Origin of the sequence: Aeromonas sp. R2-1, from assembly GCF_040908425.1 — a bacterium.
GTDB lineage: Bacteria > Pseudomonadota > Gammaproteobacteria > Enterobacterales > Aeromonadaceae > Aeromonas > Aeromonas caviae.
Window position 1 is genome coordinate 297,364 of the sequence record NZ_JBFODR010000023.1, and the last position, 12,222, is coordinate 309,585.

Annotated in this window: 16 protein-coding genes; 7 read left to right on the forward strand and 9 right to left on the reverse strand. The window is 60.1% G+C overall.

Annotated elements, in window-relative coordinates; translation table 11 throughout:
* Positions 1 to 21: 21 nt before the first annotated feature.
* On the reverse strand, positions 22 to 408 hold the full coding sequence (locus AB5Y80_RS07640) for a PilZ domain-containing protein (protein WP_039040014.1): 387 nt from the start codon (positions 406 to 408) through the stop codon (positions 22 to 24).
* A gap of 102 nt (positions 409 to 510) precedes the next feature.
* The gene (locus AB5Y80_RS07645) at positions 511 to 993 is read right to left on the reverse strand and encodes an Rsd/AlgQ family anti-sigma factor (protein ID WP_029313757.1); all 483 of its coding nucleotides are present in this window, start codon (positions 991 to 993) and stop codon (positions 511 to 513) included.
* A gap of 338 nt (positions 994 to 1,331) precedes the next feature.
* On the opposite strand from AB5Y80_RS07645, the gene hupA reads away from it, so the two are divergent.
* Positions 1,332 to 1,604 carry a nucleoid-associated protein HU-alpha gene (gene hupA / locus AB5Y80_RS07650; protein WP_005305063.1) on the forward strand — a complete coding sequence of 91 codons (273 nt, stop codon included), beginning with the start codon at positions 1,332 to 1,334 and terminating at the stop codon, positions 1,602 to 1,604.
* Positions 1,605 to 1,717: 113 nt separating this feature from the next.
* Positions 1,718 to 2,143 (forward strand): hypothetical protein, encoded by a 426-nt coding sequence (locus AB5Y80_RS07655; protein ID WP_029313758.1) that lies wholly within the window; start codon positions 1,718 to 1,720, stop codon positions 2,141 to 2,143.
* 82 nt (positions 2,144 to 2,225) lie between these two features.
* On the opposite strand, the gene AB5Y80_RS07660 is transcribed toward AB5Y80_RS07655, so the two are convergent.
* On the reverse strand, positions 2,226 to 2,375 hold the full coding sequence (locus AB5Y80_RS07660; protein ID WP_010673040.1) for a hypothetical protein: 150 nt from the start codon (positions 2,373 to 2,375) through the stop codon (positions 2,226 to 2,228).
* Positions 2,376 to 2,377: 2 nt separating this feature from the next.
* Entirely contained in the window at positions 2,378 to 3,364 is a 987-nt protein-coding gene (dusA, locus tag AB5Y80_RS07665) for a tRNA dihydrouridine(20/20a) synthase DusA (RefSeq protein WP_368172752.1), read from the reverse strand.
* A gap of 136 nt (positions 3,365 to 3,500) precedes the next feature.
* On the opposite strand from dusA, the gene zur reads away from it, so the two are divergent.
* The 3 genes from zur to AB5Y80_RS07680 are packed head-to-tail and all read left to right on the forward strand — an operon-like array spanning position 3,501 to position 4,643.
* On the forward strand, positions 3,501 to 3,959 hold the full coding sequence (gene zur / locus AB5Y80_RS07670; RefSeq protein WP_010673042.1) for a zinc uptake transcriptional repressor Zur: 459 nt from the start codon (positions 3,501 to 3,503) through the stop codon (positions 3,957 to 3,959).
* On the forward strand, positions 3,949 to 4,410 hold the full coding sequence (locus AB5Y80_RS07675) for a chemotaxis protein CheX (RefSeq protein ID WP_010673043.1): 462 nt from the start codon (positions 3,949 to 3,951) through the stop codon (positions 4,408 to 4,410). The genes zur and AB5Y80_RS07675 overlap by 11 nt, the downstream gene beginning before the upstream one ends.
* A 5-nt stretch (positions 4,411 to 4,415) precedes the next feature.
* The gene (locus tag AB5Y80_RS07680) at positions 4,416 to 4,643 is read left to right on the forward strand and encodes a hypothetical protein (RefSeq protein ID WP_039039956.1); all 228 of its coding nucleotides are present in this window, start codon (positions 4,416 to 4,418) and stop codon (positions 4,641 to 4,643) included.
* Between the two features lie 89 nt (positions 4,644 to 4,732).
* On the opposite strand, the gene brnQ is transcribed toward AB5Y80_RS07680, so the two are convergent.
* Together brnQ and AB5Y80_RS07690 are read right to left on the reverse strand one after the other, a co-directional pair.
* Positions 4,733 to 6,040, reverse strand: a complete 1,308-nt coding sequence (gene brnQ, locus AB5Y80_RS07685; protein WP_039040015.1) for a branched-chain amino acid transport system II carrier protein — start codon at positions 6,038 to 6,040, stop codon at positions 4,733 to 4,735.
* A gap of 190 nt (positions 6,041 to 6,230) precedes the next feature.
* A complete protein-coding gene (locus AB5Y80_RS07690) occupies positions 6,231 to 6,941 on the reverse strand; it encodes a tRNA1(Val) (adenine(37)-N6)-methyltransferase (RefSeq protein ID WP_227263068.1) in 711 nt (236 codons plus the stop codon).
* 127 nt (positions 6,942 to 7,068) lie between these two features.
* Between AB5Y80_RS07690 and srmB the strand changes: the two genes are divergently transcribed.
* Entirely contained in the window at positions 7,069 to 8,289 is a 1,221-nt protein-coding gene (gene srmB / locus AB5Y80_RS07695; protein WP_041210934.1) for an ATP-dependent RNA helicase SrmB, read from the forward strand.
* A 187-nt stretch (positions 8,290 to 8,476) separates the two neighbouring features.
* Here srmB and yaaA read toward each other — a convergent pair whose 3' ends face one another.
* Genes yaaA through tapT form a run of 3 tightly spaced genes read right to left on the reverse strand, consistent with a single transcriptional unit; the run spans position 8,477 to position 11,450 of the window.
* Positions 8,477 to 9,250, reverse strand: a complete 774-nt coding sequence (yaaA, locus tag AB5Y80_RS07700; protein ID WP_323882160.1) for a peroxide stress protein YaaA — start codon at positions 9,248 to 9,250, stop codon at positions 8,477 to 8,479.
* A 32-nt stretch (positions 9,251 to 9,282) separates the two neighbouring features.
* On the reverse strand, positions 9,283 to 10,392 hold the full coding sequence (locus AB5Y80_RS07705; RefSeq protein ID WP_010673049.1) for a PilT/PilU family type 4a pilus ATPase: 1,110 nt from the start codon (positions 10,390 to 10,392) through the stop codon (positions 9,283 to 9,285).
* A 23-nt stretch (positions 10,393 to 10,415) separates the two neighbouring features.
* Positions 10,416 to 11,450: a type IVa pilus ATPase TapT gene (tapT, locus tag AB5Y80_RS07710; protein ID WP_010673050.1), complete on the reverse strand. Its 1,035-nt coding sequence runs from the start codon at positions 11,448 to 11,450 to the stop codon at positions 10,416 to 10,418.
* A gap of 39 nt (positions 11,451 to 11,489) precedes the next feature.
* On the opposite strand from tapT, the gene AB5Y80_RS07715 reads away from it, so the two are divergent.
* Positions 11,490 to 12,191: a YggS family pyridoxal phosphate-dependent enzyme gene (locus AB5Y80_RS07715; RefSeq protein ID WP_368172753.1), complete on the forward strand. Its 702-nt coding sequence runs from the start codon at positions 11,490 to 11,492 to the stop codon at positions 12,189 to 12,191.
* Positions 12,192 to 12,222: the final 31 nt, after the last annotated feature.

The window sequence follows — 12,222 nt, forward strand, 5'->3', positions numbered from 1 at the left end:
TTTGTTTTTCTGACCGCCCGCTCAGGATTCGGGGGGGACGTGGTCTCGGTGCTCTTGCAGCAACTGCTCCAGCTCGCGATGGAGCAGTTGCTCCTCTCCGATGTTCAGCTCGATCATCCGCTTGAGGTGAGTGGCGCTGTCGATGTCGATGTGGTGGCAGTAAAACCCCAGCTTCTTGCTGGCTTCGTGGGTCAGCTCGACTTGCATCTTGATCTCGATGTCGCTGCCCCCGAGCACGAAGCAGATTTCGTACTCCTTGTCCTCGCTGGCGACCCAAGCCTCGGGTCTGAGCAGCAGGGCTCCCTGCAGGGAGACATCGACCAGCTGGGTGCGCCACTGGTGTTCACCCTGGGTGAGCTTGGCGGCGGTCAAATAGAAAATCCGAGTAAAGTGGCGGCGCTCGGCCATGGTCGTCTCCGGTCTGCGTGCGAGCAAGATGCTCATTCTTCATGTTGCAGAGTGTAATCCAGCTGGCACGCCAGGATATTGAACTGGCTCCGATATTGAATATCAGACCTGCTGATGGCTGAGGGATTCCACCACCTGCAGCGCCTTGACCAGCCGATCCTCCTGTTTGAACCTGTCCTCCAGCACGGGGCCGAGTTGGTTCAGATCCTCGTCCAGTTGCAGCAACTGGGCTTCGTCGGCGTTGCTGTACTTGTCGTTGAACTCCAGCGCGAATTCGGTACAGGCACGGATATGGGGGTAGATGCGCTTGGCCAGCTCCAGTTTGTCGCCGCTGGCTTGCTCAAAGGCGGTGACGACGTGGTTGTAGATCTCGAAATGGCCTGCGCTGACGTAGTCGACCAGTTGTTCGCAAAAACGTTGCAGTTCTACATGGCCTGGGAGGGTGCGTTGCTTGCACTTGGCGGGCATGAGGCCTGCCAGTCGCATGTACTCGACCAGCAACGCCTGTCTGGCATCCAGCCAGTCATCTATTGCTCTGTGCTTGCCTGCCAGTGCGCGCTTGGTTTTTTCCAGTTCAGTTAACATAGTCCCTCCATGGGCATGACATGCGGCTCTCGGGTCGCATGCCTTCGGTCATTCTCATCGACTGACGACACTCCTATAACTAGGGAAAATCCAGTTGACCGTCAATAGGAGTGTAGGGATATTGTTACATCAGGCGGGGATTTGCATGCCTCTCCCCACCGGTACTTCGCATCCTGTCGCCCATCCAGGGGACAAGGGGGCGATATATGTGACTATTTCCGCAGATCTTGATGAAAACCCCAGCATTCAAGCCAATCCGGCTGATAAAGCCTTTGCCTGAGTGTTTTTTTTTGAATAGAGTGGCCCGGTGCTAAATGCCCGATCATAAAGGAAATGTTATGAACAAAGCTCAACTTGTCGATGCAATTGCCGCCAAAGCAGACCTGAGCAAAGCTCAGGCCAAAGTCGCTCTGGAAGAGATCATCAATGGTATTACCCAGAGCCTGAAAGAGGGCGATGCCGTTCAGTTGGTGGGTTTTGGTACCTTCAAGGTCAACCATCGCGCGGGCCGTACCGGTCGCAACCCGCAAACCGGTAAAGAGATCCAGATTGCAGCTGCCAATGTGCCGTCCTTCGTGGCTGGCAAGGCGCTGAAAGACGCCGTCAAATAAGGTCGTCTTGTAATCAAATGAAACCCGGCTTGTGCCGGGTTTTTTCTTGCCATCTTCGTCAAAATTTGTTTCAGATACACTCAGGATATGGCATGCGCTGTAGCGAGGTGGATATGGAACAGAAAAATGCCATTCGGCAGGTAGCCGTCCCCTGGGCTCCCTCTCGTCAACTCCCTCCCGGCCTGGTCGTGGCCGAACTGCATCAGGATATCTGGAGCGACACCCTGACCGTCATGCTGGGGCGTGCTCGCAGCATCGATCTGCCTCCGTTGCCCCTGTGCCGGGTGAGTTTTCGCCACATCTTCGCGGTGCGGGTGATGGAGGATTGCGATCTGGCGGAGGGGCGTGATAGCCACGTCATCGAGGAGCAGATCCAGCTCATTACCCCGTCCCGTTTCGCCAGCTGGTTCCATCAGGAATCCGATGGACTGCACCTGGATGAAGATTTGCAGCACTACCGCATCTCGACCTGGGATTACTGCGCCGATGTGCTGACCTCTTCTCCCCCTGAACTCCAGTTCATGGTTCAGGAGGAGTAAGCCAGACTGTCGGGTCGCCTCCGTGGTGACAAAAAAGCCGGCGCAGGGGCGCCGGCTTTTTCTTGTTCGGGAGAGGTGGCGTTCAGCCCAGGAGTTGGTCCCGGTGCAGCCCCAGCACGATCAGCAGCCCGATGAAATAGAAGGCGCTGAGCTTGATGCCGAGAATGGTGAGCAGGCCGGCGCACAGACGCACCAGGGCCTTGTGCAGCCAGGATCCGGTGAAGCGGTACATGATCACTCCACCGCGTCGGCCGGCGCGAACTCCGGCACCTTGGCCATGGCGTCCAGCACCACTTGAATGTCGGCCCCCGGCTTGCAGGCATTCTCGCTCAGATGGCGACGCCAGGCGCGCGCGCCCTGCATGTTCTGGAACAACCCCAGCATGTGGCGGGTCATGTGGGAGAGGTAGTTTCCCTTGGCCAGCTCTTGTTCGATGTAAGGCAGCATCATCCGCACCACCTCGTGGCGGCTCGGCACGGCACGGTTCTCGCCGAACACCAGATTGTCCACCTGGGCCAGAATGTAGGGGTTCTGGTAGGCTTCGCGGCCCATCATGACCCCGTCGAGGTGCTGCAGATGTTCAAGAGTCTGCTCCAGACTGGTCACCCCGCCGTTGATGGCAATGGTCAGCTCCGGGTAATCCTGCTTGACCCGGTAGACGCGAGGATAATCGAGGGGCGGGATCTCGCGGTTCTCTTTCGGGCTCAGGCCGCTCAGCCAGGCCTTGCGGGCATGGACGATGAAGGTATCGCAACCGGCGTCCCTTACCTGCTCGATGAAGGCCTGCAAGAACTCGTAGGAGTCTTGATCGTCGATGCCGATACGGGTCTTCACGGTGACCGGAATGTCGACTACGTCGCGCATCGCCTTGACGCAATCAGCCACCAGCGCGGGTTCGCCCATGAGGCAGGCGCCGAAGCGGCCGTTTTGCACCCGATCGGAAGGGCAGCCGACGTTGAGGTTGACCTCGTCATACCCGCGCTCCTCGGCGAGCCTGGCGCAGCGGGCCAGGTCTGCCGGGTTGCTGCCACCCAGTTGCAGGGCGAGAGGGTGTTCCTGCTCGCTGTAACCCAGATAGTCGCCCTTGCCGTGGATGATGGCGCCCGTGGTCACCATCTCGGTATAGAGCAGGGTCTGGCGGGTCATCAGACGGTGGAAATAACGGCAATGCCGATCGGTCCAGTCCAGCATGGGGGCGATGGAAAAGCGCTGCGCCTGCATAAAAATCATCCGGGTTGGCCAAACAAGGGGCGGGATTCTATCACAACGTGAGACAGCCCCAGAAAATGAATTTTGTCGCCGCGCACTGGGGGCCCTGTGATAGTATCCGGCTAATTGACAGGGTATCTGCGTGAACATGAATCAAGACCAACTTCTACAACGAGCGGAACGCCTCTGCGAGCAGCGCGGGATCCGTTTCACCCCGACACGGCGCCAGGTGCTCCGGCTGCTTGCCGCCCACGGCAATGCCATCAGTGCCTATGATTTGCTGGCCCAGTTGCAGCAGACCGAGGCTCATGCCAAACCGCCTACCGTCTATCGGGCGCTCGACTTCCTGCTCGAACAGGGCTTTGCCCACAAGGTGGAGTCGCTCAACGCCTTCATCTTCTGCTGCCACTTCGACCATGCCCACCCGATGCAACTGCTGATCTGCGATCGTTGCGGTGAGGTAGTGGAGCTGCACGATCCCGCCATCGACGGCGCCTTTTCCGAGCAGGCTCATCAGCATGGTTTTACTATTACCAACAAGACCATAGAAGCCCATGGTCAATGTGCCCGCTGTTCCGCTACCGTAGGAAGTCAAGATGAAGGCTGATTTTGTAAACCCGTTCCTGCTCTCCCTGCTCAACGTGCTCTCCACCATGGCACAGCTGGAACTCAAACCGGGCGCGCCCAAGCGCAAGACGGACGAGCTGGCTCGGGGAGATGTCTCCGGCCTGATTGGCATGGTGGGTCCGCAGACCCGGGGTTCCCTTTCCATCAGCTTCGAGAAGGGGCTGGCACTGGAGATCATGCGCCGCATGCTGGGGGAGGCGCCGGCCACCATCAACGAGGAAGTGACCGACATGGTGGGCGAGATCACCAACATGGTGACGGGCGGCGCCAAACGCATGCTGGGGGAGAAGGGCTATGAGTTCGACATGGCGACCCCGGTCATCGTCTCCGGTCCCAATCACACCATTACTCACCGGGCCGACGGCGCCAAGATCATGATGCCGTTCGAATCGGAGTATGGCCGTGCCACCATCGAGATCTGCTTCGAGTAATCGCCATGTGGAAGATGCTGAAATGGAGTGTCATCGGTGGGGTGGTGCTGCTTATCCTGTCGGATATCGAGATCAGCACCTCTCTCTACAAGTACGAAGACAACCGCGTGGAGATCAACTTCCCGCGCTGGCAGGCTGACCAGCCCTGGGGCACCCTGCGCTGGCATGCGGGCCGGTTTGAGCATCACTGGTACGGTCTTGCAGGCAAACCCAAGCCCGCAACCGTACTCTGAGGAGCGCTCTCCACAACGGATGAACCAGATTGCACCAACAAAAAAGAGGCCAGCGAATGCTGGCCTCTTTATTTGGTCAAGATCTGTTATCAGGCTGCTTCTGCTGCCAGCTTGCCATTGCCACGCACCATGACACCGAGGCCACAGGCCAGCAGGGTCGGCAGCAACCAGGCCAGGCCCTTGTCAAACAGCGGCAGGAAGGCGAACGCATCCATCTTCATGCCGGCGGCGCCCAGGCCGTCCAGGCAGCCGAACAGGAAGGCGACCAGCAGCACGGAGCGGAACACCAGGCGGGGGCGACCGAAGTAACCCTTCAGGAAGGTGACCAGCACCAGCGCCACGGCAACCGGGTAGATGGCGACCAGCACCGGAATGGAGAGGCTGATGAGCTGGCTCAGGCCCACGTTGGCCACGACGCCGCAGATGACACCCAGCAGCACGACCAGCTTCTTGTAGCTCATGCCGGTCAGGTTGTGGAAGAAGTCGGAGCAGGCGGAGATGAGGCCGACGGCCGTGGTGAAGCAGGCCAGGGTGATGATGGCAGCCAGGATGAACTGACCCGGTTGGCCGAACAGGCTCAGCACGTAGGCGTTGACGATGGCACCGCCGTTGCTCACGTCGGTGGCGACGCCGGCAGCGGTGTTGCCCAGCTGGAACAGGGAGACATAGACCACGGAGAGACCGATGGCAGAGATGATGCCCGCGATGGCCAGGTACTTGAACTGGCTCTGGTAGTCATGGATGCCTTTCTGGCGCAGCAGGTCGACGATCAGGGCGCCGAACATCAGGGACGCCAGGGTGTCCATGGTGTTGTAGCCTTCCAGAATGCCCTTCACGAAGGGGGTGCTCTGGTAGTCACCGGATGCGGCAGGCATGCTTCCTTGCGGTGCGACGAAGACACCGATGGCCAGGGTCAGCAGCAGCAGCATCAGCAGCGGGGTCAGGTACTTGCCGATGGCATCCATCAGCTTGCCCTGGTTCAGGGAGACCAGGATGGCCACGCCGAAGAACAGTACTGTGTAGGCAGCCAGACCGGATGGTCCCATGTCGCCAAGGAAGGGCTTGAGGCCCATCTCGTAGGCCACCAGGCCGGTACGGGGGGCGGCGAAGGCCGGGCCGATGATGATGTAGATGGCGACGGCCAGTGCGGTGGCCACGCCGGTCGGCAGCAGCTTGGTCATGCCGGCCCAGCCGTTGCCAGCCTTGGCGACGGCGATGATGGTGATGAGGGGCAGGCCCACGGCGGTGACCAGGAAGCCCAGCATGGCCAGAGAGAGGTGCTCACCCGCCATGAAGCCGGCCAGGGGCGGGAAGATGATGTTGCCTGCGCCCAGATAGAACGCAAAGGTCATGAAGCCCAATCCGAGTACATCGGACAATGTGAGTGATTTCGTCAAGTTCAACCTCGTCTGTCTTGTAAACTATTGCTTGTTATAGTTTTTTATTTGTCAGTGACCGGCACTTTCCGGGGGTAAAAAAAAGAGCCCCGCTGGTTTTTTCATCGCGACCAGTGGTTTGAACTGGTCTTGAGCGGGCGCTCATTTAGCAGTCAGCATAATGATGTGAAAAAATAGTTCAAGGCAAAATTTACATCTTCAAATAGAAGGGGCTGGTTAGTTGGATATATCTGTCGGAATAGCCTCCCGTGGCAGAATGGATCACAATTTCACCCCTCTCACACTTGTTTAATCCTCTGCCAAGCAGCAATAAAACACGATTTGCCTCTTTCCCCTCTCTGGTAGTAACAGCCAGATAACAACGCTCATACAGATCATAACTCGACGAAATGCATAAAATTTCATCCGCCATCGCCGTGGGCAGCACCAGGGCCAGTTGCCCGGTACGGCTCAGCAGGCGATCGCTGGCGGCCAGCAATCCCCTGGGGTCGAGCCCCCCGGTATGACGGGCCAGAGCCCTGGCCGGATCGCGGAGTGTCTGGCCTGCCGGGAAATAGGGCGGGTTGGAGACGATGAGATCGTAAGGGGGGGCGAGGTGATCCTGAATGGCGCTCTCTATGATGGTGACCCGCTCACGCCAGGGGGAGGCCGCCACATTCTCCTGGGCCTGCATGGCTGCATCCTTATCCAGCTCCACCCCGTCTATGTGGCAGTCGTTCGTGCTGCGCTGGGCCAGCATCAGGGCGATGAGGCCGCTGCCGGTGCCGATGTCCAGCACCCGGCGGGCGCTGTCGACCGGCGCCCAGGCTCCCAGCAGAATGCCGTCCGTACCGACCTTCATGGCGCAGCGGTCGTGATCGATGTGAAATTGCTTGAACGTGAAACCGTTGTTGCGCCCCATTCGGCCCTCCTCCTGTACCTGCCCGCGGAAAATGGCCGGCGATTATAGCGGCTAAGCCACAGTCACCATAGGAGCCGGCGGCATAATCGCCTATAATCTGCCGCTTCCTTAATGACCGAGTATTGCCATGAGCCAGTCCTTTGATGATTTCGACCTGAATCCAGCCCTCAGTCGGGCCTTGGCCGAGATGGGATTCACCCGCCCCACCACCATCCAGCAGATGGTGCTGGAGCCAGCCCTGGACGGCCGCGATATTCTGGCCTCTGCGCCGACCGGAACCGGCAAGACCGCCGCCTTCCTGCTGCCCGCGATGCAGCACCTGCTGGACTTCCCGCGCCGCAAGCCGGGTCCGTGCCGCATGTTGATCCTGACTCCGACCCGCGAGCTCGCGCTGCAGGTGAGTGCTCACGCCAAGGCCCTGGCGGTACACACCCATCTCAGCATCGAGACCATCATCGGTGGCGTCAGCCATGAAGAGCAGCTACCTGCCCTGACCAAGACCACCGACATCGTGGTGGCCACCCCGGGCCGTCTGCTCGAGTACATCGAGAAAGAGGAGTTCGAGAGCCACGACATCGAGGTGCTGGTGCTGGATGAAGCGGACCGGATGCTGGACATGGGCTTCATCAAGGACGTGAACCGCATCGTGGAAGAGGCGCGCTACCGCAAACACACCATGCTCTTCTCCGCCACCTTGGAAGGGGCCGGCCTCGAGAAGTTTGCGAGCGAGATCCTCAAAGACCCGGTTGAGCTGCACGCCGAGCCGCCCCGCAGCGAGCGCCGCCCCATCACCCAGTGGATCCACCTGGCCGATGATGCCGCCCACAAGTTGGCTCTGCTGGTGCACATCCTGAAAAACCCGGAGACCCAGAAGGCCATCATCTTCGTCAAGACCCGTGAGCGACTGGCGGAGCTTTCCGGCCAGTTGCAGGCGGCAGGCGTGCCCTGCGCCTGGATCCGTGGCGAGATGGAGCAGGCCAAGCGCATCGAGTCTATCCGCAAGTTCCATGAAGGGGAGGTGCCCTTCCTCATCGCCACCGACGTGGCCGCCCGCGGCATCGATCTGCCGAACGTCAGCCATGTCATCAACTACGACATGCCCTACGGCGCGGATGTTTATGTGCACCGCATCGGTCGTACCGGCCGTGCCGGCAACCGTGGCTGCGCCATCAGCCTGGTGGAAGCCCACGACATGGCCATGGTCGCCAAGATCGAACGCTACACCGAGGAGCGCCTCAAGCGCCGGGTGATCGATGAGCTGCGCCCCAGACACAAGGAAGCGCGGGTGCCGGTGAAGAAGAAAAAGCCGAAGGATGCCAAGAAGTCGGCAAAGAAGAAAAAGAAGTAATGCCCCCGAGCACAGTTGAAACGGCCATCCCAGGATGGCCGTTTTGCTGTCTGCTGCCTGGGGAGTGACCTGAGAGAGGCGCAGAAAAAAGCCGACGCAAGGACGTCGGCCAACAAAAAGTGCTTACAACAGAGGATTCACAGAGTCAGACCCGAGGATCTCCGACTTGGTTCCCTTGAATGTGTAATTAATTTTCAGCGCGCTTGAACATCAGGGTATTGGCGTCGGACTCTTCCGGTACGAAGTAGTAGCCGTCGGCATTGAAACCGGTCAGCTGTTCCACCCGGGTGAGCCGATGCTTGATGATGTGGCGTGCCATCATGCCGCGGGCCTTCTTGGCGTAGAAGCTGATGATCTTGAACTGGCCGTTCTTCTCGTCCTTGAAGACCGGGGTGATGATGCGCCCCTGCAGGGCTTTCGGGCGCACCGACTTGAAATACTCGTCGGAGGCGAGGTTGATCAGCACGTCGTCCCCCTGGGCCGCCAGCGCCTTGTTCAGGTGCGCTGTGATGATGTCGCCCCAGAACTGGTAGAGGTCCTTGCCGCGCGGGTTCTCAAGCCTAATCCCCATCTCCAGGCGGTAGGGCATCATGAGGTCAAGCGGCCGCAGTACGCCATAAAGGCCGGAGAGCATGCGCAGGTGGGCCTGGGCGAAGTCGAGGTCGGCCTCGCTGAAATCTTCTACGGCCAGACCGGTGTAGACGTCCCCCTTGAAGGCCAGCAGCGCCTGGCGGGCGTTGGCCGGCGTGAAGTCAGGCTGCCACTCGGCAAAGCGGGCGGCGTTGAGGCCGGCGAGCTTGTCGCTGATCTTCATCAGGCTGGCGATCTGGTCCGGGCTCAGTTGACGAGCCCGGGTGATCAGTGCTGCGGAGTGGTCCAGCAGTTCGGGTTGGGTGAAACGGGGGGTCACCAGGGGTGACTCGTAATCCAGCGTCTTGGCCGGGGAAACCACAATCAGCATAACTGTCCTTTACTAGCGGTGACGCACGCCCCTCATTCATCCAGGGTCACGTTGTCGAGAGTGCCTGCGCCCAGCTGCTCGCGACCCGACAGCTTGATGAGCAGTCGCAGGTCGTTGGCGGAGTCGGCATGGGCAAGGGCCTCACTGTAGCCAATTTGGCCGGCGCAGAACAGGGTGAACAGCGCCTGATCGAAGGTCTGCATGCCGAGCTCGCCGGATTTGGTCATCACCTCCTTGAGTCTGTGCATCTCTCCCTTGCGGATGATGTCGGTGACGAGCGGGGTGTTGAGCAGGATCTCGAAGGCGGCGACCCGGCGCTGCCCGTGAGCGGAGGGGAGCAGCTGCTGGGCGACGATGGCGCGCAGGTTGAAGGAGAGATCGAACAGGAACTGGCGGTGCTTCTCCTGGGGGACCAGATGCAGGATGCGATCCAGCGCCTGGTTGGCATTGTTGGCGTGCAAGGTGGCGAGGCAGAGGTGTCCCGTCTCGGCGAACTGGATGGCGAACTCCATGGTCTCCTGGGAGCGGATTTCACCAATGAGGATGACATCCGGGGCCTGGCGCAGGGAGTTTTTGAGGGCGACATCGAAGGATGCGGTGTCGATCCCCACCTCCCGCTGGGTCACCAGACAGCGATCGTGCTGATGGACGAACTCCACCGGATCCTCCACCGTCAGGATGTGGCCGTCACCGTGCTGGTTGCGAAAGCCTATCATGGCCGCCTGGGTGGTGGACTTGCCGGCGCCAGTGGCGCCGACGAAGAGCACCAGCCCGCGTTTGGCCATGGCGACCTCCTGCAGGATGGGGGGCAGCACCAGCTCGTCAAAGGTGGGGATGCGGGTCTCGATGCGGCGCAGCACCATGCCCGGCATATCCTGTTGCCAGAAGGCGCTGACCCGAAAGCGCCCCAGCGAGCCTCGCTGGATGGCGTAGTTGGCCTCGCGGGTGTGCAGGAAGCGCTCGAAGTGGGTCTCGTCCAGGCTCTCCCTGATCAACGCCAGCGCCGTCGTCTTGTCGAGGGGAGCCGGCCTGAGCGACACCAGACGCCCGTTGACCTTGAGGGTCGGGGGGGCATCGACCGTGATGAAGAGATCCGAGCCCTTTTGTTCAACCAGTGCGGCGAGCAGAACATCCATGTTCATGGCGACTCCTTGGGTGTGCGAGCTTAAATGGTATTGGGATCGACCGCCTTGGCTTTGGCATCGAGGGAGGCGACGACCCCTCGGTTGACCAGCTGCTTGAGGCTCTGGTCCATGGTCTGCATGCCGTGGGTCATCCCGGTCTGGATGACGGAATAGAGTTGGGCCACCTTGTCTTCCCGGATGAGGTTTCGCACCGCCGGGATCCCCAGCATGATCTCGTGGGCCGCCACCCGGCCGCCACCGATACGCTTGAGCAGGGTCTGGGAGATGACCGCCCGCAGGGATTCGGAGAGCATGGAGCGCACCATGTCCTTCTCCGAGCCGGGGAAGACGTCGATGATACGGTCGATGGTCTTGGCAGCCGAGGAGGTGTGCAGGGTGCCAAACACCAGGTGACCGGTTTCGGCGGCGGTCATGGCGAGGCGGATGGTTTCGAGGTCCCGCATTTCACCTACCAGGATGATATCCGGGTCTTCCCGCAGGGCCGAGCGCAGGGCGTTGCTGAAGCTCTTGGTGTCGCGGTGTACTTCCCGCTGGTTCACCAGGCAGCGCTTGTTCTCGTGCACGAATTCGATGGGATCCTCGATGGTGAGGATGTGGTGGTGGAAGTTGTCATTGATGTAATCGACCATGGCGGCCAGGGTGGTGGATTTGCCCGAGCCGGTGGGTCCAGTCACCAGCACCAGGCCGCGAGGGTACTCCGCTATCTTGCGAAATATCTCCGGCGCCCCCAGATCGTCCAGGGTCAGAACGGTGCTCGGGATGGTACGAAACACGGCGCCCGAGCCGCGCGCCTGCTGGAAGGCGTTGACCCGAAAGCGTGCCATGCCGGGTACTTCGAAGGAGAAGTCCACCTCGAAGTTCTCCTCCAGCTCCTTGCGCTGGTGGTCATTCATGATGTCGTAAATGAGAGCATGGACTTCCCGGTGATCCAGGGCGGGCAAATTGATCTTGCGAACCTCCCCATCAACCCTGATCATCGGGGGGACCCCGGCCGAGAGGTGTAGATCCGAGGCCTTATGCTTTACACTGAATGCCAATAACTCTGTGATATCCATAGATTTGTTATTCTCCCATCACAAGATTACGAACGAAATATGAGCCAGATTGCCCAGCACCTGCTTCAGGTAAAGGAACGTATTGTAGAGGCTGCCCGGCGTGTTGGCCGCAGCCCAGATCACATCCAGTTGCTTGCTGTCAGCAAAACCAAGCCGCTGGGGGACATTCAGGCTGCCTACGCCGCCGGTCAGCGGCGCTTTGGCGAATCCTACGCCCAGGAGGCCGCGCTCAAGATTGATGCCTTGCGCGAGCAGAACGCCTGTACAGACATAGAGTGGCACTTTATCGGCCCGCTGCAATCGAACAAGTCCAAGCTGGTGGCGGAGCGGTTCGACTGGGTTCAAAGTGTCGATCGCGACAAGCTCATCGAACGCCTCAACAACCAGAGACCGAGTGGGCTCGCGCCGCTAAATATCTGTCTGCAAATCAATATTAGCGGAGAGAGCAGCAAATCCGGTACGTCGGAGCAAGAGATTTTCCGCCTGGCCTCCCTGGTGGCCCAAAGCGAGCGGCTGCGGTTGCGCGGCCTGATGACCATCCCCGAGCATACCCGCGACGAGGGAGTGCTGGCGGCCCAGATGGCGCGCATGCAGGCTCTGTTCACCGAGCTTGCGCAACAATACCCGAGCGTCGACACCCTTTCGATGGGAATGACCGAGGATCTTGAGCCTGCCATTGCCCATGGCAGCACCATGGTGCGGGTCGGGACCGCCATCTTCGGGGCCCGTGACTATTCATGAGCAAGAACCGGGGCGAGAAACACCCCGGTCG